The organism is Haloglycomyces albus DSM 45210 (assembly GCF_000527155.1).
Classification (GTDB): Bacteria; Actinomycetota; Actinomycetes; order Mycobacteriales; family Micromonosporaceae; genus Haloglycomyces; species Haloglycomyces albus.
On the sequence record NZ_AZUQ01000001.1, the window covers coordinates 617,774 to 644,675 of the forward strand.

Consider the following 26,902-nt stretch of genomic DNA (forward strand, 5'->3'; position numbering starts at 1 on the left):
GCCCGAGGGTGGCGATGCGATTACAGAATATGTTGTATTCCACAACCACACGTGTCGGGCGTATAACACGACAAAGGCGGTCGTGAGCCCAGAAATTCGACTCACGACCGCCCTAAAGGGACTGTATTGGATCAGTAAACGGACGTTACCTGATTTTGCCGCCTAGATATGATCCTTGATCTCCGGATAGATCAGGTGCGAGCTGACACCCGAATTGGGGCATCCCCCGAAATGATGTAGCGCGACGACCTTATGCGATTGACTCGACAGCACCGGCGACCCGGAGGAGCCGAACTCGGTGTCGCAGTAATAGGCCACGTCCGTGCCCTCGATGTAGCCGTCATACCCGACCCCCGAGACAACGCAGTTACCGCCGTCAGAGGACGATTCCACCGCGATTTCCGTCGGTCGCCCACCCGGATGCTGCGGGATGTAGATCTCCTCTCCACGTCGCGTCCTGTCCTTCTCCAATTCGAGATGGCCGAGGTCGTCGACGGCGGAGAAGTCGCTGACCGAGAACAGGGTGTAGTCCAGGTTCCGATTGGTCTTGATGACCGACTGACCTCGCACCTTTGTCGGAGTCCGAGGAGTCGTATTGGTACACGAACGACAGTCGTAGTCGAACCACACCTCGGTCCGTTTGGCCTCCCAATCCTGACTGAAACAGTGATTGTTGGTCAGCAGGCGATTGCGCTCGCTGACCTTGAAGGCGGTGCAGAGGACGGTACCGTCGACCAACAGTCTGGCGACGGGATCGGTCTGTCGCACCATGGTGGGATGGCTGTCCTCATAGCACGGTGCGGGACGTCGATCGACCGTGCCGCAGTTGCTTTCCGGGCTACGGGTGGAAGCGGCGTGATCGAGCATGATGTCGTCGATCGCTTTCCGGCCGTATCCGTAGGCGACCTCGTCGATTGAGACGCCCAGATCCTTCGGAGTCACCGACGGCTCGTGGACCGACAACTCCACCAGGGCCCGATCGCCCGTCACCGACATCGCCCAATCGTCGACGACCGTTTCGGTATAGGTGTGCACCTCCGAACGGTCCGGATTGTAGACGGTCAGCGAATCGCCGTCCATGAGCGCCAATTTTTCGAAATGCACCTTGACGTAGGAGGCGCCTTCCTCAACGAATTCCAGTACCCGGTTTCCATCGGAGTACTCGTCATAGTCCAGAGACTTATCGACCGAAATCCTTTCTCCGACCTGGATGACGGAGGAGAGGGCGTCGTCGACCTCCACCGAGTCCACCGAATCGGTGATCCGCTCTCCCACAGCCACATCGAATCCGAGACGAAGGGCCACAGCGTTCGGAGTCACCGTCACTGCCACGATCAGAGCCACGACCGCCGCAAGCGAAGAGACAACTATCTTTCTCCTCCGACGGCGCGACGAGCTCGGCGTGGACCCGGTTCCAGGTATCTGTGAAGGCACAATCTCCCCCTTGACACGATGATGATTCATCGGTTCAACGATTCACTGAGGCCTGGGTTACTTGACGCGACGACTTTTCACCCATACGAAAACGGGTGCGACGACTGGGAGGAGTCGCCGCACCCGTTACGGTCCCGCCCGAGCCGAACTGGACGGTCTGTGCCGGTGCTAGCCCTTCACGGCTCCGCCGGTCAATCCGGAGACGATATAGCGCTGCAGGCTGAGGAAGATGGTGACGGTCAATACCGAGGCCAATAGCGTTCCCACGGCGAACATGCCGCGATAACTCTGATCGGCGTGCTCCCCCACCATTGTTTTCAGTCCCAAAGCCAGCGTCCATTCGCTGCGGTCGGTCAAGAAGACCGACGCCAACACGAAGTCGTTCATGGTGCCCACAAAGGCGAGGATGCCGGAAATGGCGATGATCGGCGCCGCCAGAGGCAGGATCACCCGGAAAAAGATCTGGGCGTGGCTGGCACCGTCGATACGCGCCGCTTCGTCCAACTCCTTGGGAATCGTGTCGAAGAATCCCTTCATCAGCCAGGTGGAAACGCCGAGAGCACCACCCATGTACACCATCAGAAGGCCCAGCCGGGTATTGAGGCCCATGGCCGGGTAGTAATCGCCGATATTGCTGAACAGAATGTACAACGCCACCATGGCAAGGAAGGCGGGGAACATCTGAATCAGCAAGAGAAACAGCAGATACGGGCGGCGCCCACGAAATCGGAAACGACTGAACGCGTATGCCGCCAGCGAGGACACCAGAATCGAGAGAAACGCCGCCGTACAGGCGATGACGATTGTGTTTCCATACCATTCCAGGAAGGGCGTCTGCGGATCGCTGAACAGCCGCTTGAAACTGATGAGGCTGAACCCGTTGGGCATCAGGCTTTCCGACGGCAGGGTGCCCTTGGGATTGAACGCTCCCACCACAATGTAGAGAATCGGAATCAGGGCGTACAGACACACCACTACGGCCACGGCATGGCGCCAACCGTTGGTTTTGAGCCATTTGCGGAACGGCGGCTTGTTAGTCGTACGGCTCACTGGAACACCTCTTCTTGCTTAGCGGTGAAGCGGAACATCGCCGCCGACATCGTCGCCACGATGAGGAAGATAAAGATACTGATGGCTGCGGCGAAACCGTAATCCGGATTCACACCTTCGAACGCCATACGGTACGTATAGCTGATCAACAGGTCGGTGCCACCGACCTCGTCGCCCACCCGCAAGGGATGACCACCGGTGGTCAGGATGATGGCGTTGATGTTGTTGAAGTTGAAGGCGAACGCCGAGATCAACAGAGGAGTCAGCGATACCAGCAGCAGTGGCAGGGTGATCGAACGGAACGCCCGGAAGCCGCTCGCTCCGTCGATACGGGCCGCCTCCAGAGTGTCGCTGGGGAGAGCTTGCAAGGCCCCCAACGAAATCAAGAACATGTACGGGAATCCGAGCCATAGATTGATGAACAGCACCATGAAACGCGCCGTCCACACTCCGGACAGCCAGTTGACGTCCCACCCCAAGGCGTTGTTGATCAGGCCGTATTCATTGTTGAACATCTGCTCCCACACCATGAACATCCCAAACGCCGGCATCGCGTACGGCAGGATCATGATCGTGCGATAGAGCTTGGTGCCCTTCATGTCCGGTTTGTTCAACGCCATGGCACAGGCCAGGCCCAACATGAACGTCAGCAGTACCGAACCGGCGGCGAAACCGACGTTCCAGAGGAATACCCGAGCGAAGGGATTACGGATGTCGGGATCGGTAAAGACCTTGGTGAAGTTGTCCAGGCCCACATTGACCTTCCAACCCGCCAAGGCGCGTTGCCCGTCCTCGTTGTAGAAGGCACCGCGATCGTTGTTCGCCGTCCACACTTCCCCGGTGGCGGAGTCGGTGATGCAATCGCATTCGGCATCGTAGCTTCGACTGGAGGTGCCTTCAAAGGCGGTGAAGCCCTGCACGTTGATGCCGCCACCGTCATCGGTGGGCACGGCGATGGCCTCCACTTCGTCGATTCGCTCGTTGACCTCGGTCTTCGGCCAGATCCGATAGCCTTCGGCATCGGTGATGCGCCCCTCCGCGTCCACGTCCGTTTCCGAATCGGGGAGAGAGTCGAGGCCCTCGTTGTCCCCCACCCACCGACTGTCGTCGGCGGTATTGGTGAGCAACAAGGCGAGGTCGCCCTCACTGGACTCCCCCACGGCGTACAGATACGTCGGTGAATCAGGGTCGCGTTGGAGCCCGGCGGCGATGGTGGCGTCGATGGCTCCGTCTTTATCGAGTCGGTGACCGTCACCGTAATTGGTGACGGCGGTCGTGGCGGTCATGATGACCGGGACGATCTGGAAGAACAGAAGCAGAAGCGTTCCCGGAACCAGGTATTTGAGGGGTATGAAGCGACGTTGCAGGTAAACGTAGTAGACAATAGCTACTACGGCCGCTTCGACGATCAGCCAACCCCAGGCCTGTTTGCTGATCAATGGCAGTGCGGCCCAGACAGCCAGGGCCGTTGCCAGACCAAGTGCGGCGATTTTGAGAAGGGCTCCGCTGACGGTCGTGCTGGCGCGGGCTGTCTGAGCCACAGCCGAAGTCTCAGTGCGCTTGGTCATCGTCTCACTTTCGGGGGTTACTCGGCTTTTTGAGATTCGACTTGTTCACGTACCACCTGAGCAGCGGTCTCGGCTGCTTCTTCACCGGTAGACGCTCCGTCGACCGCGTCGGCGATGGCACGCCCCAGCGGCTCCCAAACGGCTCCCATGGCGGGAATGTTCGGCATGGGGATGGCGTCCTCACCGGCGGCGGCAAAGCCGGCGGCCACATCGTTGCCGTCCGTGTAGCTCTCGGCGGCCTCCAAGTGGGCGGGGACGCGGTTACCGTCCACGGCCAGGATGTCGATGAATTCCTCGTCCATCAATGCGGTGGTGACGAAGTCAAGCGCGGTGGCCTTGTTGTCGCCCTCCGGGTTGACATAGAAGCCTTGAGCCCCGAGGAAGGGAGCGGCGGGCTCCTGACCGTCGAAACCGGGGATGGCGCCGACCTCGAAGTCGACTCCGGCATCACGAACGGTGTTGATGGCCCAGGGCCCGGAGATCAGGTAAGGCGCATCGCCTTCGGTGAACAGTTCGAAGGCGTTCTCGTGGTTCACCGAGGTGGAGAGAACGTCGTCCGCCCCCAGTTCAGCGAACTTCTCCAAGGCGTCGATGCCGCCCTGGGAGTCGATACCGATGTCATCGGCGTCGAACCCTTCACTGGGGTCGTATCCGAACAGGTAGCCGCCCATGGACGAGTACAGCGGATACGCGTGGTAGGGATCGCCGTCCTTGCCTTGCGGCACGATCAAACTGCGATCGGTACCGGCGGCCTCGGCGTCGGCCAGAAGGTCGTCGAAGGTCTCGGGCTGCTCGGGCGCCAGTTCGGTGTTGCGGATGAGCCCCAGATTCTCTACGGCATATGGGAAACCGTAAACCTGCCCGTCCACCGTATAGGCGCTGACGGCCGTGGAGTTGATCGCGTCGCGCTGCTTGTCGTCGAGGAAGATCGGTTCGGCCCCTCCGGCGGAGACGAGCGCACCGGCCCAGTCGGGAGCCCCTACGACGATATCGGGGCCCTCGTCCTGTTCGATGGCGGCAAGGTAGGACTCTTGCAGTTCTTCGGCGTATTCCTTGACTTCGACGTCGATATTGTAATCGGCCTGCACGGCCTCAATGGCGTCGTTGATGATCGGCCCTTGAGTTTCGTCGGCCCAGATGACGAGTTCCTGACCGTCGAAGTCGGTCCCCTCGTCACTTGAGTTGGAGTCGTCGTCGCCTCCTCCGCACGCCGAAGTGGCGAGCAGGGCGGAGGCGGCGATCCCCGCGCCCCAGGCACGCGGATGGAACAGAAGTGGGGTGCTTGTGGTTTGCTTTCGCTGCATGGGTTCAGTCTCTCCTCATTGAGATCATCCTTGCGGCCGCTTCAAGGAACACCGCAAGGTGTATCTTCGCAGGCTAATTAAGATATCCACACCACATGCGTGAATGTCTCGTGTAATTGACATTACCCACACCATCAAAATGTTGCAAGTACTGGAAATCTTTGCAACCAAATTGTTAACAACTTTCAGATACGCTACTCTGGAAACCATGCGCCTACGACTCACCGATGTTGCTGAACAGGCCGGCGTCAGCGAAGCGACCGTCTCCCGGGTCCTCAACAACAAACCCGGAGTTGGCACTCGCACCCGGAACAACGTGCTGACCGCCCTCGACGTTCTGGGTTACGAACGTCCGCCCACTCTCCGGCGGCATGCCGTCGGCCTCATCGGACTGATCGTCCCCGAACTCGACAACCCCATCTTTCCCCTCTACGCCCAGACGATCACCACGGTCCTCTCCGGCTCCGGCTACACGCCGGTACTCTGCACCCAATCCCCCAGCGGGGTCAGCGAGGACGAATACATCGACATGCTGACCGAGCGCGGAGTCGCCGGAATCATGTTCGTCTCCGGGCTCAATTCCGATACCCACGCCGAGGTGGATCGCTATCACGAACTCATCGACAAGAATCTCCCCTTGGCCTTCATCACCGGACAGCCCAAGGGCATCGACGCCCCGACCTTCAGCGCCGACGACACGCACGCGGCCCGCACTGCCGTGGAACATCTCGTCAGCCTGGGGCACAGCGATATCGGGCTCATCTCCGGACCGGAAAAATTCTGGCCGGTCAAACGCAAGATCGAAGGCTACCAACAGGGCATGCGCGACATCGGCCCCGAGCGGATCGAGTTGACCCTCTTCAGCGAGCAGGGTGGCTACGCCGCCGCCGAACGGCTACTGGACAAGGGAGTGACCGGCATACTCTGCGGCTCGGACATGATGGCCCTGGGTGCCGTCCGCGCGGCCCAAAACCGGGGCCTGTCGGTCCCCGGGGACGTATCGATTGTCGGCTACGACGACTCACCCCTCATCTCCCACACCTCTCCGTCACTGACGACTCTGCGGCAACCGGTGCGTGACATTGCCACCGCCGCCACCCGCGCGCTCCTCGAAGCCATCGACGGAGCCTCCACTCCGACAGCGGAGTACCTCTTTCGCACCGAACTCATCGTTCGTTCCTCAACCGGCGCACCGCGCACGTAACCTCCAGAAAGGACACTCCGGTATGGATCTCAAATGGTGGCAGGACACCGTCATCTATCAGGTGTACCCCCGCTCGTTCAAGGACGGCAACGACGACGGCATGGGCGATCTGCCGGGCGTCACCGAACGCATGCCCTACCTCGCCGCTCTCGGGGTCAATGCGATCTGGCTGTCCCCCTTCTACACCTCGCCGCAGAACGACGCGGGCTACGACGTCGCCGACTACCGCGACATCGACCCGCGGTTCGGTACCCTCGCGGACTTCGACCACATGCTCAAAACCGCCCACGACAACGACATTCGCATCATCGTGGACGTGGTTCCCAACCACACCTCCAGCGACCACGCCTGGTTCCAAGCGGCTCTACAGGCGTCGCCGGGGAGCCGGGAACGGGAGCGCTACCACTTCCACGACGTCGACCCGAGCGACCCCGACACCCCGCCCAACAATTGGCAGTCCATTTTCGGCGGGCGTGCCTGGTCGAAGACCGACGACGGAAAACAGTGGTACCTCCATCTGTTCGACTCCAGTCAACCCGACCTCAACTGGGACAACCCGGAGGTGAAAGCGGAGTTCGAATCCATCTTGCGTTTCTGGCTCGATCGCGGTGTGGACGGCTTCCGTATCGACGTCGCCCACGGAATGGTGAAGGCCCCCGGGCTTCCGGACACCGGCGGCGACGGCTCGATCGAAATGATCGGCACGACGCAGGCACCCTTCTTCGACCAAGACGGCGTCCACGACATCTACCGTTCATGGCGTCCCATCATCGACGAGTACGACGGGGACCGGATCTTCGTCGCCGAAGCGTGGACCGACTCCGCCGAACGGCGAGCGCTGTACCTACGCCCCGACGAACTGCACCAGGCGTTCAACTTCGACCTGGTGTTGGCCGATTTCCAGGCCGAGGCGTTCCAGACGGCCGTGGACACCGAAATCGCCAACAACTCCGGAGTGGGCGCTCCCTGCACCTGGGTGCTGTCCAATCATGACGTGCAGCGTCATGTGACCCGCTACGGCGACGGTGAGGTCGGTCTGGCGCGGGCCCACGCGGCCACGGCGTTCCTGCTGGGGCTGCCGGGCGTGGTGTACGTCTACCAGGGCGAGGAATTGGGACTCAACGAGGTCCTCGACCTGCCCGCCGACGTACGTCAGGACCCCACGTTCCACCGCACCGGCGGCGAACAGATCGGACGCGACGGTTGTCGTGTTCCCTTGCCTTGGGAGAACAGTGGACCGTCGCTCGGCTTCGGCGACGCCTCCGGGTGGCTGCCCCAGCCGGAGGGATGGGGCGAGAAGTCCGTTGCCGCGCAAGAGGACGACCCGAACTCCACGCTCAACTTCTACCGTCGGGCGATCGCACTACGGCACGAGACCCGCGCGGAGCGTTCCGGGACGGTGTCCTGGCTCCCACATTCGAAGTCGGACGTACTGGCCTTTGACAACGGAGCCCTGGTCTCAGTGACCAACTTCGGTTCCGAGGCCGTCTCCATCGCCGACCTCATGGAAGGCCGCGAAATCGCCCTGTCCACCCAGGCGGTGGAGAACGGGAATCTCCCCGGCAATGCCGCCGTGTGGCTGAAGTAGCCTCGTCGTTTGCATTGAGCCGCGCAGCCCTACTGTGCGGCTCAATGTGTTTCCCTCGAATTTAAACGCCCGGCCCCCGACGACGCAGTTCGTCGACACTGGTCATAGCGTCACGCAATTCCGCGAACCAGTCCTCGGCATGTTGTTCCACCAGCCGCACGCACCAGGCGAGCGCGTCCGACCGCGAGGACGCCACACCCGAACCGACGAGGGTGTCGAGGACGAGTCGTTCGGGCTGTCGCAGACGAGCGGTGACGGGAACCGACTGGTGCGTGAAGACCATGGTGGTTCCCCCACAGCGCGCGCCCCAGGAGGCTTGCCGTTGATAGCGGTATTGAACTTGCTGGGCCACTTGAACGCGAAGGTCGCGGGTCGCTTCACGAAAGCGGGAGATACGGCCCTCTTCGGTCGCGGCGCGGTCGGAGTCGGTGGCGTCGCCGGGATGTTCGGGAGCCGGCAGGGGGCACACGATGATCATTTCGTCGCGGTCCACGGTGAGCTCGGGTAGCCCGGCTATCCAACCGTCCGGGATGATGCCGTAGATCCAGGCGGCGGCGTCATCGGTGGCGGGTAGCGGCCCGTAATGCCATGAGGCCGTGTTCTCGTGTGCCATGCGAAGGTCTCCTCGATGGTGCTGTGCGGTGGTGGTCGATCCGCTGGATATGGAACAACCAGGTCCTTCGAGGATTACAGGTGTGTGCCACCCTCGCAAATATCCAGTTGAAGCGGTGGTTCAAAACTCCTTGTCAAGCGAGGCACGGGCAATAGTAGATCGCTACGGCGTGACGGTCGACGACCTCACCACTGTGTGCCCAGCGTTCGTATACGCCGCGTTCGACCGCATTCACGTTCAGCTGCGCGAAATCGTTCATATTGGGCTGTACGAGACGCAATCGCAGCCATTCGTCGCGATTGTCCACCACCACGCAGTCCACCCCCTTCCACGTGGCCTTGACGTAGAAACGCTGCGGCGCCGCGACGGTCGTAGGCGTGGTGTTGCCGGGAAGGAAAGTAACGAAGACGTCGTTGTCGAACCGGTTGCGCCCGAACCCCAGATCCGCGATCGCCGCTACCTGCCGCCCTTCGTGAACGGCCACCAGTCCGCTCCACGGGTTCGGTTCCACGAAGAACCGAGTGCGGTTACCGGTGTTGCCGGGTATTCCGCCGAGCAGGCGACGCCATTGGGAACCCGCCATGCGTTCCCAAGTACCTGAGGTCGCTTGGTACTGGAAAAGCGGTACTTCCTCCCCTTGACCGGTATAGGCGACGATCTCGGCCCCACTGGTCAGCGGGATCTCGGCGAAATCGGCGGTGGCGAACTCGGGAACCAGTTCGGTCGGCGACGGGAGGAATCCGGTTCCCACGATGAGCGCGCCCCGGCGCTCGCGGCTGCGGAGTCCGGGCAGTCCGGGGAAGGTGGTGACGTCGGTGGGCACGTAGTCGGTCTCGGATACGGCGTTCCATCTCAGGGCGTAGGAGATCGTCGCTCCGATGTCGGGGTCTCCGGCGAGCGCCTGGCGTTGCTCCGGAAGGCGCAGATGTGCGGTGTCGAACTCGCGGAAGCAGATTCCCGACACCGTGGCGGCGGAGTTGAGTTGCCGCGAGACTTGGGCGGCGCTCATCGGTTTCATCATGCGCGTGCCGCGTCGGACGCGGGCGGTGCTGCGTACGTTCCGCACGAGGTCGCGTTCCGGGGCGGTCAGATTGACCTTCTGAGTGAGGTTCTGGAGCGTCACGCTGTCGGTATGGGAATGGATGGGAAGTGACAGCGGTACGTCGGGATAGGCCACGTAGGGCTCGTCGGGCTGAATGACTTCGGTTCCGTGCACGTAGCGGTGGAAGCAGCGCTCGTACGGTGTGAAACCTTCGGCGGGATAGGGTGTGAACAGTTCATAGGCGGCACCGTCGGCCAACAGGCGGGCGTCGTATTCATGGCCCTGCCAGGAAGCGACGGTGTCACTCGGTATCGTTGCTGTTGTAACCACGGTTACCGATGTTACGAACCGTGCATGAACATGTAATGAATTATGTTTGACGCGAAGGCAACACATGGCTGATGGTTAGTTCTCTTTTGGTGTCGATTCCATTTCGGAGATACGGGAGGTCAATTCCCTCAGTTCCGCTTCGATCTCGGAGTTCCGCGTTGACAAAGCCACGCCTTCCTCGCGGGCCATATCCAGCTTGACGTCCAAACGGGTCTTCGCTTCCGCAAGTTCGTCACCGCGAGTGCGCGCCTGCTGGAGTTCCTCCCGCAATTGGGCATCGTTGTGCCGAGCCACCGCCAACTGCCCGATCAGCTCTTCGATGCGCTCATCGCGCTCCGAAATCGTCGACTTGGCCTGTCCGGTTTCGTCTTCGGCAACCCGCATGCGTTCTTGAGCTCGCTGTACTTCGGCGTCGGCGCGCGTCACGGTTTCATGCGCCTCAGCGCGAGCCTGCTCAGCTGCGGCGCGGTGTCGCTCCGCTTCCGCCTGTGCCGATTGAGTCGCCTGGCGGGCTACGTCTTCCGACTCCTCGGCGGACCGCATACGTTCTTCCGCTTGACGGGCGGCCGTTCGCGACGCCTCGGCCTCACTCCGGGCCCGGTCGCGTTCCGCTTCAGCCTCGGTCACCTGTTCCTCGGCCTGTGCGACCGTCTCCTCGGCGGCGTGAATCCGTTCCTCGGTCTCACGTTTCAACGCCACACCGGCGTCGACGGCTTCCTTGGCCCGCTTTTCCGCCTCCTCGGTGACCTCCTGGGCGGCTTTAAGATCGTGGCGGAGCTGTTCGTTCTCCGCCTGGGCGTCGGTCAACCGCGAGGTGAGTTCATCGCGTTCGGCGCGAGCGGCGGTGACGGCATCGGCCGCTTCGGCGCGCACGCGCGCCAGCCGGGCCTCCACTTCGGCGGGGTCCGTTTCCGCCTGGAGGGCTTCCGCCAAGGGGGCCAACGCCGACGTCAAGGATTGTTCGACGTGTTCGTACAGCTCTTCGGCGCGGGCCAGCGCGCCTTCCAGGCCGGGGGTGGCACGCCGAAGTTCGCGTTGGCGCTTGGCCTGTCCCGCGCAATCGCCTTCGGGGCAATAGATCCGAGGCCGTCCCCTGCCTCGTTGTTGCGGGATCGGCTTTCCACATCGCTTACAGAGAGTGACTTCCTGTGCCATCGCCTCAGTCTAGTCGTCGCTCATTGTTCGGAATACGGGCGCGGGTCCATTTGAGATCCAATACGGACAGACTATTTAAAGCCACGGTGCATGGCGATCGAACCACCGGCCAGGTTCCGCCAGGCGACCTTACGGTATCCGGCGGCGATGATCCACTGGGCGAAGGAATTCTGGTCGGGCCATTCCAATGTCGTTTCCGCCAGGTACTTATACGCCTCCGGGTCGGAGGAGACGATTTTGCTGGCCCAAGGAAGAAGGTGCTTGACGAACACGCGGTGGCCCAGTTTGGTCACCTTGTTCACGGGAGTCGACGTTTCCAGAAACACCAGTCGCCCACCGGGTTTGAGGACACGATAAGCTTCGCGAAGTATTGCATGGGGATCGTTGCTGTTGCGGATAAAGAACATACCGGTGACGGCGTCGAACGAATCGTCGGCGAACGGCAGGGCCGTGGCGTCGGCGGCCACCAACGGTACGTCACGGTTGCCGTGTTCGCGCATCATACCGATGGAGATGTCGACCCCGATGACGTCGGCCCCGGAGGCGGCCAGCTCGGCGGTCGAGACCCCGGTGCCCGCACCGAGGTCCAGGCAGCGCTCGCCCGGCCGCAGGCTCAGCGCCTCGCGAGTCAATCGCCTCCAGCGCTTGTCCTGGCCCGCGAAGGTAATCGTATTGGTGCGATCGTATTTGGGAGCCACTCGATCGAACATGGCCGCGACCCGTGGTGCCGCCTTGTTCGAAACGGTCGGCGAGGGTTCTGGATTTTGTCGTGGTTCGGTCACGTAACCAGGGTTGCATACGGACATACAAAACATCCGCCGGAGCCCACGTGTGTGGAATCCGGCGGATCAAGGGGCTGGGGGCCGCGTGCCCTCCGGGGGAGTGCGGTTCAGGGGGACTCGGGTGGTAGACACGCGACCCGCCAGTAGGTCTTTTATTATTTGTTATGTCTCCAGGATGCCGGAAGGGATCTCCCAATTCCATGCTTGATTCCGAACCGTTATGCTACGTAATCAAAGCGATAGGAATTTAGTGCAGACAGTCACATTTTCGAAGCAATTTTGTACCGGCACGAGCTGAATGTTCCGAATTACCGTTTCAAAGAAGCGACAGGCCGAGTACCGAATGGCTACCGCTGAGTGTGTAATTATTCTATCAAGCGCATGTTGACGCATAACCGGTGCACCCCGCCGAGGCGGATACAGCTATGGCCGGGGCACCCAGGCGCCCCGGCCGTCCACATTAAATGAAAATCCGGATCAATCGTGCTTGTGAAGACGCCCTTTTGTCACCGTCGCCGTGCATTGTCCGGCGGATTTCTCCACAAAACTGCGGTACGGGTTATCGCCCGGTTTGATCGCGAAATGCGCGAGGTCGGCGCGTTTGCCTTCCGCCAATTCACCGATATCGTCGCGGCCTAGAGCACGCGCGCCTCCTTGAGTAGCCGCACGAACCAGCCATTCGCTGAGGCCTTCACCGGAATCGCCTTGGGACAGGGCCGCCTGCCGCAAAGGCAACAGCTCCCCCGCCACGTCCAGATCGGGTGACGAGGCTCGGGAGTCTGTACCGATGGCGATGGAGTTGCCCTCCGCGCGGTAGGCCGCTACCGGCGGCACGCCCGCTTCCAAACGCTGGTTGGACCGGATGCAGAGCGCCACCGACGTATTCGCCTCGCGGAGTAGACGACGGTCCTCGGCGTCGAGATGGACGCCGTGGGCAACGTGGCAATCGTCGCCCAGCCAGTTGAGCTTGTCCGCTTCCACGGCCGGGGAATGATCGGCGCCGCGCGATTCTGACAGATCCATCGTGAGACCGGCGCGCCGCATCATGAAAGAGAACGGGCCCGCCCCGCGCCGCACGTAAAGGTCCTCGTGCCCTGACTCCGCCAGGTGCGGGTGGAGACGCAGTTCCAGGGTTCGCGCCAGTTCGGCGAGTGACGAAGCGACCGAGCTCGAGAGGGTGTAGAGGGCGTGTGGGCTCACGCCGATGGCGATATCGTCATTGTGTTTGGTCGCCCGGGTTTCGGTCAGGACGTCGCGCCACTCGCTACGGTTCGTCTCCCACGTCGTGTCGTCCTGAAACAGCGCTTCCCAGTACAGAATGCCGGTCAGGGGTGAATCGAGCAGGGCCGGGAACGCCGCAGCAGGGGTGACGATGTCGGCCACGGCCGTCGTCCCATGGCGCAGCGATTCCTGTACACCCGCCCGGGCCGACTCGGCCCAGTCGTTCTCGTCCATTTCTGGATTGCGCACCGCGAACTGCTGAATCCATTCAAAGAACTCTTTGTCGGACTCGTACATGTCGGTGTAGCTGCTGTAACAAAGGTGGGTGTGGGCATTCACCAACCCGGGGGTAAGCATTCCGTCGAATCGGGTCACTTCACCGTCGGGAGCATCGTCGGCGGGCCCGACATAGGCAATATATCCGTCGTCGTCCACCGCGACGGCACCATCGGCGATCGGGTCACGTCCGATGGGAAGAACCATGGGAGCGGCATAAATGTGCATGACTTCGAGGGTAGAGCGTGAGAGGGAAACCCACCAACTCCGGTCCAAGGGGTAAACAGAAACTTGATCGGATCCCGCATCCTACTGCGCATATTGAGGCGGAACTTGATCGTTCCTCATTCGTTGGTCCTTGATATGAATGATTCTCCCGGCATGGACATGCGGCGATTGTCGCCTGTCGCCCAAGAAGCCCTGCGCCTGCGCGTGATGCACGCTGTCGTTAACGGCATGGACCCTGATGAGGCCGCCCGAGTGTTCTGCGTATCGACCAATTCCATCGCCAACTGGCAAGACCGATACGAACAGGGAGGAGGGGACGCGCTCCGGTCGCGACGGCCGGGCCCCGGGCCGCCGGCCTGGCGAGGGCACCAGAATGTCCGCCTGGGAAGAAAAGGCCATCCTCGACAGTCTCCTGATACACACACGCCTGAGGATGTCGGCATGGACGGCAGGCTCTGGACCGCCCGTTCAGTCGCCGGCCTGGCCAGAGAACTGTTCGGAGCCATCTACACCGATCGAGGCATGCGCAAACTCCTGACACGGTGGGGGTTCAGCTTCCAGCGCCCGGACAAGCGCGCCGTGGAGGCCGATTGTGAATCCCAGCGCGTGTGGGTCGAACAGTCCTGGCCTCTGCTGCGGCAGAGACCGACAGACGAAGGAGCGCCGATTGTCTTCGCCGACCAGGTCGGGATCCACTCCGACCTTTATGGCCGCACCTGGGGACGCCGGGCCCATACCCCGGTTCTGCCCCAGACGGGAAACAGATTCGGCATCAACGCCATGAGCGCCATCTCCATGCAAGGAACGATGATGTTCACCGCCTGGCAAGGCTCTTTCACGACCGACGTGTTCCTGACGTTCCTCAACCGCCTGATCACCACAGTGGAGCCGACCATCCACCTCGTGCTCGACGACACTCCGTACACCGGTCTAATGCCGTCCGGAACTGGGTAGCCACCCGTTCGGAGGCGATTGAACTGCACTTTCTGCCTCCATATTCTCCTCAGTTGAACCCCGACGAGATGGTCAACGCCGACCTCAGACGGGATCTGGCCGACCAGTCCATAACCAATGTACGACGGATGAAAGCCGCTGTACGGTCGTTCTTCTGGAGCGTTCAAAAGCAAAGCGACCGAATCAAATCATACTTCCACGGCAAGCACGTCAGATACACACTAAGAACCACCTAGCTCCGACTCAATATCACTAACTATGATCTACCTCCATACAAATGCCAGGTTGCAGAGGCATTCACGCAACTAGTCTTCCATTGAGCCGTCTCCAAAACGATCTCGACAGTACTTTACCCAGTCGTCCTCCGAATCGGCATACGACCACGGACGCGAACCCGGTACATCCCAATCAATCCGATCATCCGGCCATTCGGAAAACGCCGGTTCGCCACACCACCCGAGCTCATCACGACGAAACAGCTCCCCATACTCTTCACCAGCGGACGTCAAGAAAATACTCAGTCTCGTCAGGATGTTCTTTCCCCAGGTAACGTAGTCCATAACCGATTCAAACCGTGGCAGACGTTCGACAACGTCCCCGTCGATCCGCATCACCAGCAACCCCTGATCTGACAGTATCTCCAAGGTTTCCAAACCGATCAGCGCTGACTCGCCACGATGGAAGCGCGCAACGTCCCTCACCTCGCGACGCTTTGCCAAAAACCCCCCGAAATCGGTCAGTTCAAAAGGATAGCCTTCCACCAACTCCGGCAAATACTCGACCGGAGAGTCCACCTCAGCCGCGAACCAAGGTAGTGTGAGGTATCTGTGTACAGAAACGGCGGCCAATGCTTCAACCTCCATCAGACTAATGGGGTTCTGCGCCATACGCCGCAACAGCAGTTTTGCAGCGATCTCACGATAGATAGCGGACTTTTCGCGATATGCCTTTTCAGTCGACGCAAACTGTATCCAGTAATCGTTGGTTGCCCAGTAGGAATTCGGTAGCTTACGCACCCACTCTTCCAGTGCTGCAATCTGTGCGGCCATATTGTCATACTTGTCTTCGCAGTAGTGGATAACCGCATAGCCCTCTTTAAGGAGAGCTATAATCGCATTGAACGCATCTCGAACCGCGTCGTAAACCCATTCGCCCTCCAAGTCCTTCGGGTCAGGATCGGATGGCACTTTTCCGTCATACAATATTCCAGGAAATTCCGGGCGCGACTCATCGTGGAATACAATCCCTTCACGACCAAACCGATAAACGGAATAGACCATTATTCCAAGAGAATAAAGTTCATGCTCTCCCGGTCCGACATCTTCAGCTTCCAACACGGAATCAACGAGGATAGCTCTCTTTAGGCTTTCAAAGTATTCCATGGCTTCCTACTTACCAGGCTTCGGAATATGCACTATGTTTTCTTTACTTCCATCTTTAGGATTAAAGTTCAATGTAGAACCTCCCGACTCAATATCAAAACGAAAAAACACAATATCTCCTTCTGGACCATCCGCTCTTTTCTTATTGGAGTTAATGTTGATCACCTGACATCCCACCGAATATCTATTCCAGAGGTCCTCAATTTCTCCTTCAGTTTCAGCCTGCCGAATTATCTGACGCTTCTGATTTTTTCCGGACTCCTCGGGATCTTCTTCAGATCTTCCTTGACCTCATCCTTGCTAAGCGACTCGGGAGAGTCCGGTGATTCAGGCGCACTATCCGAACAGGTATGAGTAAGGAAGTCCCTATCGGCGACCGCCACATGGTAGGTGTGGTGGTCTTCAACCGTGACGTTGTATACGACCTTCTGTTCGTGCCGAACATCCAGGCTGCCAACCTGAACCCACGTGCCAGAGGAGGTCCGCAGGAGATGGCCGACCTCAAGGTCAACCGCATCGACCCAATCACCGACCAGGTCACCATCACTTCCGGCGTTCAACGCCAAGTCAGAATCAAAACTCGAATCAGTCAGTCCCGCATCGACAGGTGGACCCCCACCTCCGGAACCGGCACCGCTGTCGGTCTGGTGGTCGAGCGAAGTATCACGGTCCTCAAACGAACGCTCACCGTTGGAAACGTCGTCTGCTACCTCATCAGCGTCGGCGACCCAAATCGGGTGTCCGTCGGTAGCGGTAATCGTGTCGTCGACTTCGCCGTCTTCGTCGGTATCAACACCAACATCGACTAGAACCTTGGCGCCAACGCCTACAATCGTCGTGGTTACCTCACGGCTGCCGGTCTCGCCCGACTCTTCATCCGTCGCGAGAACGTGATCACCGGGTTCGATGCTCTCGATCGATTTCGTAGAACCGTCGGCCATCACGACACCCGAACCTGGAACCACGATACTCGCATGAATACTATCTGATTTGAGCTAAGAAAGTAGTTCGCCTTAAGCCGACGCGACGTGGTTGTACAGAGACTTTGGGGCGGTTGAAACGCCCATTGGAGAAATCCATGATGGAGGACCCTGGTGTTGCAGTTCGGAATATTTGCGTACAACTCTACCAGTGCACAATCGTGAGGGGACTACTGTCCATCGACATGCGGCGAATCCATGAGCTGTGCTATATCGCAGTTTCTGCGGCGGATATACCGTCGACTGGAAATTAGAAGTCAAGACGCACGCATGATCACCGGATAACGATATGGCTTGGGGCGGTGCCGGACGAATCCGGTACCGCCCCAATATGGTTTATTCGAGTGCAGGTCCGTTCGCACCCGGATACCTTTACTCAAGCGGCCGTCAACGATGCCGTGGAACATGTGTCACGGCACGCCAAATTATCGAAGTTCGAGCACCGCCGGCTAATCAGCCTGGTTTTTCTTATCGGCGAAGAACGGCAGTATCGTCTTTTCCATCAGCTCAACGCGTTCCGGGTAATGCTGGAACGTCGACTTCACCGCGTTCAACACCTGACGTTCAATGGTCGCCCAGTCCCAGTTGAATGCCGACACCAGCAGATGGAATTCACGCGACAACGTCGTATTCGACATGAGCCGGTTGTCCGTGTTGACCGTGGTCCGGAAACCGAGTCGATCGAGCTGATCGATGCCGTGGGTTTTGATGCTCTTCGCGGCACCGGTCTGAATGTTGGACGACGGGCACAGCTCCAACGCGATCCGCTGATCGCGGACATAGTGCGCCAGATCCCCGGGAACCGGGTCGCCGTCAATGTACGGAATATCTTCGAGCAGGCGGATACCGTGCCCGATCCGGTTGCAGCCGCACAACTGCACCGCTTCCCAAATGGACCGCATCCCGTCTGCCTCGCCGGCGTGGATGGTGAAGGGAAAGGACTCTCGCTTAAGGTACTGAAAGGCCTCGAGGTGTTTGCTGGGTGGATTGCCGGCCTCTCCGCCGGCGATGTCGAACCCCACTACGCCACGATCACGGTATTCAACGCACAGTTCGGCGATATCCATGGAACGATCCTTATGCCGCATGGCGTCAAGAATCGTACCGATGACGATGGTATGCCCGTCTTTGGCGGCTTGGCGTTTACCCTCGGCAAAACCGTCTAGAACCGCTTCGACGACCTGCTCGAGCGACAGGCCGCGGTCCTGATGCTGTTCGGGCGCGAAACGAACTTCGGCGTAGACGACACCGTCGGAAGCGAGGTCCTGCGCCGCTTCACTGGCCACCCGACGCAGGGCGTCAGCCGTCTGCATGACGGCTGTGGTTTGAGCGAAGGTCTCCAGATAGTGGTTGAGGGAACCCGAGTTGGCGGAGTCGGCGAACCAGCGTGCCAAGTCCTTTGGTTCCTGCTTCGGAAGCTTATGACCGATTTTTCCGGCCAGGTCTACAATCGTCTGCGGACGCAATCCGCCGTCCAGGTGGTCGTGTAGCAGCACTTTCGGTGCGAGCTGAATGTCAGCCAAGGTAATATTCTCAGTCACCCGTCAAATTGTAGGTGACCGACAGCGGCCTCTCTTGACGCGGAGCGTCATGGGGCCGCGCGAGTTACTGCCGAACCTCGGTGCGGAATCGGCCAACCAGCGCCCTACGAAAAACGCCTCCACGCAACCCCGTCTCGAAGAGGGACAAACGTCAAAACTGCACCTGATCCCACGCTGCCGGCGTCTCGCCCGCAAAGGTCACCACCCACTCCAATACCCAACGTCGGTGCCAGATGAGGGAATCGTCCAGCCCACCCGGTGGCTGATACCCCGATTGATAGGCCTGATCGCACAGCCAGTCAAGACAGAAGTACAGATCCAACATTTCGGTGGCCTCCGCTGCGGTTCGCGGAGCGTTCAATTGCCGACCGCGCCAATCCGCAAAACTTTCCGGCAGACGCAAATCCGGTAGGAGCGCGGGAAAATTCTCTTCACACGGACGCCGTGGATCGAGATGATCGACGAGACCCAGTACCCATGCCAACGCGTAAAGACTCTCACACTGTTCTGAAAACCGCATTCGGTCACCACGCCCACCCGCTATGAATCCCCATTCACTCGGCACCAGATGGTCGAGAATGTGAGCATCGAGCAACCATCGCATCGCCAAATCTTCCGGCATATTGAAAACCCGCGCCTGAATCACATTAATAATTGCCAAGCGTGATTCGATTTCAAATGTGGATCGCAATTGAGGACTCTGACCTTGCGGAAACAACAACTGGAAGTGGCTCGGCACGGTAAGGCCAAAGGAACGAAGTTGGTGCATGGTTGCCTGCCGCATGGTCAGCGGACTCACGGCTAGTGACGTCATAGGTCCCCCTGGCGCTCATCTCATAGCTTTGGGTAGTGCTGTCGTGGCGATCGGTGCGGTGTGGGCCACAGAACTTTTCTTACTCGACTGTAGCGGGCAGCACAAATTGACGTCAATGGGGTCTACGTACCTAGATGAATGGGACTATCATTCTGCGTAGCTCTCATTCATATTGCATCCATATTGATTGGACATTCAAATAGGACAATCATGAAATACTGCACCAGAAGTCTGTTGCACAACGCATGTGAACAGGACTTACGTATCATTTCTCAGCGCTGTGTCATTCCTGGGATACACTTACCTCTTCCCGTTTCATGAGGCGATCAAGGCGACACAGCAAGGATTCATAGGAAAAACGGGTCTGCACTTCCTCACGTGCCCGTTCCACCTGACTACGGTACTTTTCCACTGAATCGGCGAATTCCCGCACCGTTTCCTCTACCTCAGCGGGCTCACAATATATCGCCGCCTCGCCGAAAAGTGGACGAAATCGGGAATCGCACACCACCGGAACGCCCGCTGCCATGGCTTCCATTGGGGCGTAACCGAATGCTTCACGCGCGTCAGGATCGATGAAGTACACCATGAAATCCAGAGAATGTAGAAACCGCCGAACATCCATGCCTCCGAACGGAATGTCCTCCCAATGCGCCGGTAGAGAACCCAGTCGCCGACGCGGAATATCGCTGCCGCCCAAGACTTTGACGGTGATGTCGTCCGCCGTGGGATAGGCCGACCTCAGCTGTTCGGCGTCTCGAGGCCATTTCAAGGCATGGTCCCGAGCATGGCGGCCGATCACGATGGGGCGGGAAACCTCTCGATGGGGACGCATCGGCCATGCGGCCACGTCAATGGATTCATACCAATAGTCATCGGACAGGTCCACCTCGCGCATATCGTCCGCATGGTAGGTCTCCAAAGCTTCGCGGACGGCTGGACCCACGGCGAACCAGGTATGCGGCCCAAGCCAATTGGAGACGTTTCGCTGCACCGAAGCCACGTCCCATGCCTGGTCGATACCGTGACCGTTTTCGTAGTACTTAAACGGCGTCTGATTGACGACAACCACCGTTTTATCGGACTTGAGACGCGGCATGTCCTCCCGCAGAGCCAAAGCGACGGTCGGCAAACGAATGATCGTCAGGCGCGCGTGGATGTCATCGTAGGATCCGAACAGTCGCACCGATTCACCATCGATCATCTCTGCGATCTTGGGGTTCAAGGGCCGGGATATATCCCAACCTCGCACCGGATGATGCAACAGCCCCACATTGAGACCCGCATTGCGCATCGCCCGCACTTCTTCCTTGATGGCGGAGGAATTACCCCCGGGCAGGGCCAGATGAGAGACGACCAGGACGTCGACTGTCGCCCGCACGGCTCGATCGCGCTCCCTCGCATCCCAGCGTCGCCATTCGCTGCGAAGGTTCAAAGCCGCCAATCGCGTACGCCGACCGGAACCTTTCATGATCTTTTTGATCCGCTTCTGCCCTCGCTTCGACCAGCCAAAATAGAGCTTTGCCTCCGCATCCTCCAATGCCCGGCGACTACCCCGGGACAGCCAGGTACCGGCCCAGGAGCGATCACTCCGCGAGGGAATCCGATCATAAAAGCTGCGTCCGGTCACGATGTCCTCCTCTGCAGAGCCGGGTTCACCCGAGCCACGCGGTCGAGATACGCCTGCGCGGAGAATCGCTTGCGTACGAAATCCACCGCACGCTGCGACATCGCTCGGTAATAATCCTCATCCAGGCGTAGACGATCAATGACGGCCTCCACTTCCGCGGCGTCACAAACGATGGCGCCGTCGCCGAATACCTCATCGAACTCCGGAGGAACCAGACACGGTAGGCCCACCGCCATTCCTTCGACGACCGTGCGCCCGAAGGCCTCTCTGCTCATTTCCGAGCGAAAGAAGACCAAGGCGTCCAGCGAGCGCAGAAACTCCGATACCTCTCTCGTGCCGAAGTCGAAAACCGTCCAGTTCGAGGGGAGCTTTCCGCCCAGCAGCTGCTTGGGGACGGTGGCACCACCGAGCACGTGGACTTCGATGTCGTCGCGTTCGGGGTATATCTGCTTCAGTCGCGTTGGGTCTTCCGGCCATTTTCCCGCGGCGTCACGCGAGTGACGGCCGATCCGGAATACGTCGCCGGTCCGCCGGGGCGGTTCGGCCACGTCGTCGACGTCGACGACGGCGTACCAGTAGTCGTTGCTGATGGGGAGGTTGATGATTTCGTCGGAATGGTCGGTTTCCAAGGAGTCGCGCACTTGGGGGCCCTGGAGGAACCATTGGTGTGCGCCCGCCCAGGCGCAGAGGTTGTTGTACACCGTGGAGATGTCCCAGGTGAGGACCCTACCGCGGTCGGCGTAGTACTCATAGGGGGGTTGGTTGACCACCAACACCGTGCGTTCGGGGGTGAGGTGTGGTCGGTCCTCCAGCGGTGTGGTCATGAGTTTGGGGTAGCGAATGATCTGGAGGTGGCAAGTGGCGGAGTCGCCGGTGTGCAGTTCGGTGGCCAGGCCGTCGTCGAGGAGCGTCTGGATCTTGGGGTTGAATGTGCGTTTCATTGTCCAGTCCCACACGGGATGGTGGATGATTCCGACTTTGTATCCGGCTTCGGCCAGGGTTCGCATTTCCATGGCGTTTGACGAGGAGGTGCCGCCGGGCATGTTGAAGTTCGATACGAATACCACGTCGTAGTGTGTGGTTTCGCCGCCGCGTAGGGGAAGCTGCGCTAGGCCGTGGTCGGCCAGTTCGGCCGCCTGTAGTCGGCGGGACATGGGTGACCAACGGCTGCGCGATATGCCCAGCAGTTTCTTGCTCGCTGTGGTGGAGAACCCGCCTTGGAGCCGTTCGGCCAACCAGGTGAGGTCGCTGCCGTCGCGCCCAAAGCGGCGCCGGACCGGTGCGGGTGAGCGGTCGACCGCTCCTTTCGCCGCCGATCGCGTGAGGGAGGTGAGTTTCCGTGGTACCGCTTTCGCTCGTCCGATGTTGCGACGCACCGGTCGTGGCAGTCGCTGAACGGTGGTGCGCAGGCGACCACGTTTCCGTGCGCCCGCATAGGTGGCCTGGTACGTCCCGGGTACCTCGGCGGTGAGTCCATGGTCTACTTCAACCGCTCGTGCGGTGTGGGAGTTTGGAGTCAAAACCGTGCCCTTACGTAGACGTTCGGGGTCGATCCAGGGGATTCGATGGTCGAGTGCGGCCCGCAGAACCATATGGGACAAGCGGCGGCTGCTGCGGTTGGCCTTCCAATCCGGGTAGTGGGCCAGTGCGATGTTTCTGCCCGCGTCGGCGGATTGAATCGCTTGGTGTAGAAAGCGTTCGTAATACGGCCCGTGCTCTCCCCAGTCGGCGAGGTAGACCTCGTCGAATTCGGTGGGATTGTAGTGTTTGTCGCGCAATTGTCGTGGGGCGTAGAAGGCGCGAGGGACCATGTTTCGGCTCACGTGGGCGTTTTTGGCGTGCAGGTGTTCCTGCCAGTGGCTGAAGGCGGATTCGTAGGCGAACCGATACGGCTGTATCCACTGAGCACGGATTTCACCCGATGAGAGACTTCCGGGGTTTTCCCGTAGAATGCCGTGTATTTCGTCGAGTCGATATGTGCGGTCGGTCCCGAAGTATTTCTGTATCCGCATGCGATATTCGCTGTCGGCTCCCTTGCGGGTGAGGTCGAAGTACCCGATTTTGTCGAGGACTTTCTTGCGCCGGAACATCGCTGAGGTGGACCGGTATTCGACCGGAGCGATGCCGGGATTGAGTGCCGGTTCCAGGGTCGTGTCCAAGCGGATTGCCTTGGACAGCGTCATGACGAGTCTGGGGTCGTCGCGCAGGGGTCGTACTTGTCGTTCCAGCCATTGGGGATGCATCCAGTCGTCCGAATCGAGTCCGGTGACGTAGGTGCCTCGGGCGACGTCGAGCGCACGGTTTCGCGCCGCGTAGGTACCCATGTTCATCGGCTGGCGGAACAAGTGGATGCGGTCGTCGAAGGCCTCTACTTCCTCAAGAGACCGTTGATACTCCGCACCGGAGGCGTCATCGACGATCAGTAGTTCCCACCGCTGCCAGGACTGCGCCAGGACCGACCGCACCGCTGTTGTCAGGGCTTGTCCAGGGCGGAAGGTGGTCATGATGATCGAGATGAGTGGTCCACCGCGAACCGGGGCCGTGTCCGGGCCGCGCAGACTGTCGATTTCGGCGGGTGATTCGGCGGTAAGGCCGGTCCAGTCGGTGCAGAGCTCCAGTCGCCGGAGGACGTCGCCGTGGGTGTGAACGGCTTGGCGTAGCTCGGAGAGTCTGCGGAGGGGATCGTCCGGAGTTCGGATCGAAGTAAGAGCGTCGGGGTCGGTGGTAGCCAAGAGGGTGGCGTAAACGTCGCGAAGTTCGTCGTCCCACGTGTGAGGATAGTGGTCCAGAAGCTCGCGGGCGAGTGCTCGGTCGTTGCCGTGCAGCGGCTGCATTGCCAAAGTACGGGCAAGTTCGGTACGGGCGGTGGGATGATCGTGTTGCGCGAGATCGGCCAAGAGGTGACGCCCGACGCGGCTGAGAGAGGCTCGAGCATTCCTACCGAGCTCGACGATCTGGGTCGGCTCAGTGATTGTCGCCAGAATGTCAGCAATACCGTCGGACAGTGGTTCGGGGGTGGTATCCCATTCGTTCAAATTCGAGATCCCCACCGTCGCTTTTGCTGATTCAATGACCATTGACGCACCATAAAGAGAAGGATATTACGATTCGGGGTGACAGTACCACCGATTCGGCGAATCACCGGCCTTCGATCATGGGGTCGCATCATGTATCACAGCTGGACAAGGCCCTTGCCGATTACTTGAATTCCGCCTAAATCCTAAAGGTACGTCAGCCGTCCAAACGGTATCCGGAAAGTGAATCGATGCGATGATAAGAATTCCCCGACGGACATCGGTCCACCGGGGAATCGTATGTATAAGAAGACGACGCCGATTTAGTATGGATCGGACGGTTCGATTGGCCGACGACGTGCCTCACGTGACACCGTGCGTTCATCCTGGTCGCGGTCGTGCGTGTCGACCGCGGAAACACCACGTCGATTCGTCACCCACATTGGATTCAAAGTGTGTGCCTGCGGGTGGCCGCGAGGTACCGCAGCGGTTCCACCGATAACCCCGACGTCTGCACTTGAGGCTCTCACCTGCGATTATCGGTTTCGCTCGGCCGACCTCAGGCCATTCCTTCGGCGTTACCTTTATCCCGTATATTCTTCGACTGTGCCTTATCGGTGTCCCGATAGTTCTTGGCCGCCTTCTCCACTTTTTTCGCCACGCCTTCCAGCGCTTGTTTGTCTTCCTCGACCTGATTGCGGATCAACTCGACCCCATTGAAGTAGATACCGGCGAATACCAGGCCTGGCATGCCCCACGCCCACCAGTCCGGATTCGACTCCTGCATATAATCCAGCAGATTATCGATCTCATCGCCGGATTTGCGAATCTTCTCCGCACCCGATTCCAAGTCGTCCGGTTCCGCCGCCACGTCGTTTGACATGTAATCCCTCCCGTCACAAGCTCGCCCGAGTTCCCAGACCCGGATCAACTTCACCTACTCGCTGTCATTGAAAGCAAACCTCTTGTGCGCCAAGAGACTTGCCTGCCCCGTCCCTCAGTGGTCGCACCGCTGTGCGACCAGGTTTGAGAGCGTAATTCATAATAATCATGGTACGCAATAGCGGAATATTCAGGGAGACAACATGTCCGAAGTCGACAAGCCAGATTGGCAAGACAACGCACCAACGAAACCGAAGTCGGTTCTCGGCGGTGACGTCGACGGAGTGTCCAGCTTCATCGACGGCCAAAAGGGAGCGCAGAAGTTCCAGGACAAAGTAGCGGGCACTCTGGGCAGCACCATGGGTGCGGACCTCGGCAGTTCCATCAACCGAACCACTGCCACTACCCCCAAGAGCCTCACCGATTGGGGCAACATCCAGACCATGTGCCAATCGCTCATGGCCATCGGCAAGAAGATTATGGGTGAGGCCGAGGATTTGGCCAGTGACGCTTCTAATGAGCCGGTTATCAGCCCAACGGAACTTGTCGGTCAATTCGTCGACGTCATCTTGGCGCTCCTGCCACCGCTGGAGGATCTCCTCCAGTTGGTCACCGGTAACGAGCAGGCGATGCAAGGATCGGCGGACATGTGGATGGCCGTGGTGGACGGTGCCGGACAAACCGGTGACTACATTAAAGAAGTCGGCGAGGCCGCTCTGGACGGTTGGGAGGGTGAAGCCTCCGATAAGGCACGTACCCGAATCGAAGAAGTCGGCAACGCCGTCAGTGTGACCGGAATGTGGGGGTACGCCGTCGGCATTGGACTGGCCGCCTATGCCCTCCTGGCAAAGTATCTGTTCGCCAAGCTGAAGGAATTCATCTCCGGGCAGATCTGGCATTTCATTTCAAAGGACGTACCCACATTGGTCGGTAGCGCCGGGATCGCCACACCTGCGGTCGCCGCCAGCCGAGCGGCGCAGATTGCCATCAAGGTCATCGATGCCATCACGTTGATTCAAGCGGCCATCACCATCTTTGAACTCGGATCGGAACTGTTCGACATGATCAAGGACATTGGCGGTCTCATCGGAGAGGCCACCGGGTTCCTCTCGTCGGAGGCGTAACGCCTCCCTTATTAGACAGGTATCACATGGATCCATCAAACATCAGTACCAAGATCGAAGAAATGCAGTCGGCCGCTGCCCGCATCGAAGGTGAATCGGTATCGGAGGACCACGCCGTCACCGTTCGAGTCGGAGTCAGCGGCACTATTAACGACCTCGAACTCAACCACCGCGCCTTCGAAATGAAAGGCGACGAGCTTGGCGAGCGCATTGTTGCCACGTACAAAGCCGCCCGAGTCGAAGCGAAACAACAGTTGTCGGAGGTCCAGGCCCAAGTGATGGGCGGCCCCGCACCCGATTACGGCGCCAGCGCCGAGGAGGTCGGCCTGGATGACATCCGTCGCCGTCTGAGAAAGGACACCGAATTATGCCGGAACGAAGTTCCTTCCCCGCTGATTTCGACAGCGCCATGCAGCACATGGAGGAGATCCGTCAAAACGCCGAGCAGACATTGACGACATACCTCGAGGTGCAGGAAGAGCTCGGCGCCGAGGTGACCGAGGTGCAGTCCGACGACGGCACCATCACCGTCACCCTCGACGCCAACGGCGATCTCGCCACGTTGTCGATCGCCGACGAGATCATGCGGCTGAAGGGGAATCTGACTCCCAAGATCATTGCGGTCGTGGAGGAGGCTTTCGCAACGCACGCTTTGCGACAGGCCGACATCGCCCAGCGTATGTTCGACAACCTCGACCTGTCCACGGCCACCGCGAGCGGACTGTCCTCTGAAGCCGTAACGCGAGCGCGGGACAACCTGAATTCGCAGTAATACGATTTCGTTGC

General features: G+C 59.7%; 22 protein-coding genes and 1 pseudogene. 6 read left to right on the plus strand and 17 right to left on the minus strand.

The annotated features are described in order from the left end of the window. Nucleotides 1–162: 162 nt before the first annotated feature. The 4 genes from HALAL_RS0103040 to HALAL_RS0103055 form a co-directional block, all read right to left on the minus strand. A complete protein-coding gene (locus tag HALAL_RS0103040) occupies nt 163–1,434 on the minus strand; it encodes a trypsin-like serine peptidase (protein WP_169732396.1) in 1,272 nt (423 codons plus the stop codon). A 168-nt stretch (nt 1,435–1,602) separates the two neighbouring features. Then, a complete protein-coding gene (locus HALAL_RS0103045; RefSeq protein WP_025272591.1) occupies nt 1,603–2,484 on the minus strand; it encodes a sugar ABC transporter permease in 882 nt (293 codons plus the stop codon). Continuing rightward, a complete protein-coding gene (locus HALAL_RS0103050) occupies nt 2,481–4,025 on the minus strand; it encodes an ABC transporter permease subunit (RefSeq protein WP_245598022.1) in 1,545 nt (514 codons plus the stop codon). The genes HALAL_RS0103045 and HALAL_RS0103050 overlap by 4 nt, the downstream gene beginning before the upstream one ends. A 44-nt stretch (nt 4,026–4,069) precedes the next feature. Further along, complete coding sequence (locus HALAL_RS0103055) at nt 4,070–5,356, minus strand: sugar ABC transporter substrate-binding protein (RefSeq protein ID WP_025272593.1); 1,287 nt, start codon at nt 5,354–5,356, stop codon at nt 4,070–4,072. 208 nt (nt 5,357–5,564) lie between these two features. Between HALAL_RS0103055 and HALAL_RS0103060 the strand changes: the two genes are divergently transcribed. Both HALAL_RS0103060 and HALAL_RS0103065 read left to right on the plus strand, forming a co-directional pair. Continuing rightward, nucleotides 5,565–6,560, plus strand: a complete 996-nt coding sequence (locus HALAL_RS0103060) for a LacI family DNA-binding transcriptional regulator (protein WP_025272594.1) — start codon at nt 5,565–5,567, stop codon at nt 6,558–6,560. A gap of 22 nt (nt 6,561–6,582) precedes the next feature. Next, entirely contained in the window at nt 6,583–8,148 is a 1,566-nt protein-coding gene (locus tag HALAL_RS0103065) for a glycoside hydrolase family 13 protein (protein ID WP_025272595.1), read from the plus strand. A 61-nt stretch (nt 8,149–8,209) separates the two neighbouring features. On the opposite strand, the gene HALAL_RS0103070 is transcribed toward HALAL_RS0103065, so the two are convergent. The 5 genes from HALAL_RS0103070 to HALAL_RS0103090 form a co-directional block, all read right to left on the minus strand. Then, nucleotides 8,210–8,761, minus strand: a complete 552-nt coding sequence (locus HALAL_RS0103070) for a hypothetical protein (RefSeq protein ID WP_025272596.1) — start codon at nt 8,759–8,761, stop codon at nt 8,210–8,212. A 133-nt stretch (nt 8,762–8,894) separates the two neighbouring features. Continuing rightward, on the minus strand, nt 8,895–10,133 hold the full coding sequence (locus HALAL_RS0103075; protein WP_025272597.1) for a hypothetical protein: 1,239 nt from the start codon (nt 10,131–10,133) through the stop codon (nt 8,895–8,897). Between the two features lie 75 nt (nt 10,134–10,208). Further along, nucleotides 10,209–11,288, minus strand: a complete 1,080-nt coding sequence (locus HALAL_RS0103080) for a coiled-coil domain-containing protein (protein ID WP_025272598.1) — start codon at nt 11,286–11,288, stop codon at nt 10,209–10,211. Between the two features lie 71 nt (nt 11,289–11,359). Next, entirely contained in the window at nt 11,360–12,070 is a 711-nt protein-coding gene (locus HALAL_RS0103085) for a ubiquinone/menaquinone biosynthesis methyltransferase (protein ID WP_245598024.1), read from the minus strand. A gap of 477 nt (nt 12,071–12,547) precedes the next feature. Then, nucleotides 12,548–13,795: an amidohydrolase family protein gene (locus tag HALAL_RS0103090; protein WP_025272600.1), complete on the minus strand. Its 1,248-nt coding sequence runs from the start codon at nt 13,793–13,795 to the stop codon at nt 12,548–12,550. 159 nt (nt 13,796–13,954) lie between these two features. On the opposite strand from HALAL_RS0103090, the pseudogene HALAL_RS16440 reads away from it, so the two are divergent. Then, a pseudogene (locus HALAL_RS16440) lies at nt 13,955–14,985 on the plus strand (IS630 family transposase). A gap of 69 nt (nt 14,986–15,054) precedes the next feature. Here HALAL_RS16440 and HALAL_RS0103100 read toward each other — a convergent pair. The 8 genes from HALAL_RS0103100 to HALAL_RS0103135 form a co-directional block, all read right to left on the minus strand. After that, nucleotides 15,055–16,131, minus strand: a complete 1,077-nt coding sequence (locus HALAL_RS0103100) for a hypothetical protein (protein ID WP_025272601.1) — start codon at nt 16,129–16,131, stop codon at nt 15,055–15,057. A gap of 6 nt (nt 16,132–16,137) precedes the next feature. Further along, a complete protein-coding gene (locus HALAL_RS18410) occupies nt 16,138–16,296 on the minus strand; it encodes a hypothetical protein (RefSeq protein WP_156937574.1) in 159 nt (52 codons plus the stop codon). 65 nt (nt 16,297–16,361) lie between these two features. Further along, nucleotides 16,362–17,072 (minus strand): polymorphic toxin-type HINT domain-containing protein, encoded by a 711-nt coding sequence (locus HALAL_RS17955; RefSeq protein ID WP_156937575.1) that lies wholly within the window; start codon nt 17,070–17,072, stop codon nt 16,362–16,364. Nucleotides 17,073–17,560: 488 nt separating this feature from the next. Further along, nucleotides 17,561–18,652 (minus strand): adenosine deaminase, encoded by a 1,092-nt coding sequence (locus HALAL_RS0103110; RefSeq protein WP_025272603.1) that lies wholly within the window; start codon nt 18,650–18,652, stop codon nt 17,561–17,563. Between the two features lie 151 nt (nt 18,653–18,803). Beyond that, entirely contained in the window at nt 18,804–19,466 is a 663-nt protein-coding gene (locus HALAL_RS0103115) for a DUF4272 domain-containing protein (RefSeq protein ID WP_029767289.1), read from the minus strand. Nucleotides 19,467–19,749: 283 nt separating this feature from the next. After that, entirely contained in the window at nt 19,750–21,096 is a 1,347-nt protein-coding gene (locus tag HALAL_RS0103120) for a glycosyltransferase family protein (protein WP_025272605.1), read from the minus strand. Further along, nucleotides 21,093–24,173 carry a glycosyltransferase gene (locus tag HALAL_RS17285; RefSeq protein WP_025272606.1) on the minus strand — a complete coding sequence of 1,027 codons (3,081 nt, stop codon included), beginning with the start codon at nt 24,171–24,173 and terminating at the stop codon, nt 21,093–21,095. The genes HALAL_RS0103120 and HALAL_RS17285 overlap by 4 nt, the downstream gene beginning before the upstream one ends. Before the next feature lie 496 nt (nt 24,174–24,669). Next, nucleotides 24,670–24,993 (minus strand): type VII secretion target, encoded by a 324-nt coding sequence (locus HALAL_RS0103135; protein WP_025272607.1) that lies wholly within the window; start codon nt 24,991–24,993, stop codon nt 24,670–24,672. 202 nt (nt 24,994–25,195) lie between these two features. On the opposite strand from HALAL_RS0103135, the gene HALAL_RS0103140 reads away from it, so the two are divergent. From HALAL_RS0103140 to HALAL_RS0103150, 3 genes are all read left to right on the plus strand, one after another. Then, a complete protein-coding gene (locus tag HALAL_RS0103140) occupies nt 25,196–26,116 on the plus strand; it encodes a hypothetical protein (RefSeq protein ID WP_025272608.1) in 921 nt (306 codons plus the stop codon). 62 nt (nt 26,117–26,178) lie between these two features. Continuing rightward, a complete protein-coding gene (locus HALAL_RS19425; RefSeq protein WP_425402654.1) occupies nt 26,179–26,571 on the plus strand; it encodes a YbaB/EbfC family nucleoid-associated protein in 393 nt (130 codons plus the stop codon). Then, nucleotides 26,484–26,888: a YbaB/EbfC family nucleoid-associated protein gene (locus HALAL_RS0103150; RefSeq protein ID WP_025272610.1), complete on the plus strand. Its 405-nt coding sequence runs from the start codon at nt 26,484–26,486 to the stop codon at nt 26,886–26,888. Before HALAL_RS19425 ends, HALAL_RS0103150 begins: the two co-directional genes overlap by 88 nt. The last annotated feature ends 14 nt before the right edge of the window (nt 26,889–26,902 follow it).

Excerpts from the sequence above, each read along its gene's own strand:
- HALAL_RS19425 (WP_425402654.1), top strand. The coding sequence starts at position 26,179 with ATGCAGTCGGCCGCTGCCCGCATCGAAGGTGAATCGGTATCGGAGGAC.
- HALAL_RS0103150 (WP_025272610.1), top strand. The coding sequence starts at position 26,484 with ATGCCGGAACGAAGTTCCTTCCCCGCTGATTTCGACAGCGCCATGCAG.
- HALAL_RS0103055 (WP_025272593.1), bottom strand. The coding sequence starts at position 5,356 with ATGCAGCGAAAGCAAACCACAAGCACCCCACTTCTGTTCCATCCGCGT.
- HALAL_RS0103080 (WP_025272598.1), bottom strand. The coding sequence starts at position 11,288 with ATGGCACAGGAAGTCACTCTCTGTAAGCGATGTGGAAAGCCGATCCCG.
- HALAL_RS17285 (WP_025272606.1), bottom strand. The coding sequence starts at position 24,173 with ATGGTCATTGAATCAGCAAAAGCGACGGTGGGGATCTCGAATTTGAAC.
- HALAL_RS17955 (WP_156937575.1), bottom strand. The coding sequence starts at position 17,072 with ATGGCCGACGGTTCTACGAAATCGATCGAGAGCATCGAACCCGGTGAT.
- HALAL_RS0103090 (WP_025272600.1), bottom strand. The coding sequence starts at position 13,795 with ATGCACATTTATGCCGCTCCCATGGTTCTTCCCATCGGACGTGACCCG.
- HALAL_RS0103140 (WP_025272608.1), top strand. The coding sequence starts at position 25,196 with ATGTCCGAAGTCGACAAGCCAGATTGGCAAGACAACGCACCAACGAAA.
- HALAL_RS0103060 (WP_025272594.1), top strand. The coding sequence starts at position 5,565 with ATGCGCCTACGACTCACCGATGTTGCTGAACAGGCCGGCGTCAGCGAA.
- HALAL_RS0103135 (WP_025272607.1), bottom strand. The coding sequence starts at position 24,993 with ATGTCAAACGACGTGGCGGCGGAACCGGACGACTTGGAATCGGGTGCG.
- HALAL_RS0103115 (WP_029767289.1), bottom strand. The coding sequence starts at position 19,466 with ATGACGTCACTAGCCGTGAGTCCGCTGACCATGCGGCAGGCAACCATG.
- HALAL_RS0103100 (WP_025272601.1), bottom strand. The coding sequence starts at position 16,131 with ATGGAATACTTTGAAAGCCTAAAGAGAGCTATCCTCGTTGATTCCGTG.
- HALAL_RS0103065 (WP_025272595.1), top strand. The coding sequence starts at position 6,583 with ATGGATCTCAAATGGTGGCAGGACACCGTCATCTATCAGGTGTACCCC.
- HALAL_RS0103070 (WP_025272596.1), bottom strand. The coding sequence starts at position 8,761 with ATGGCACACGAGAACACGGCCTCATGGCATTACGGGCCGCTACCCGCC.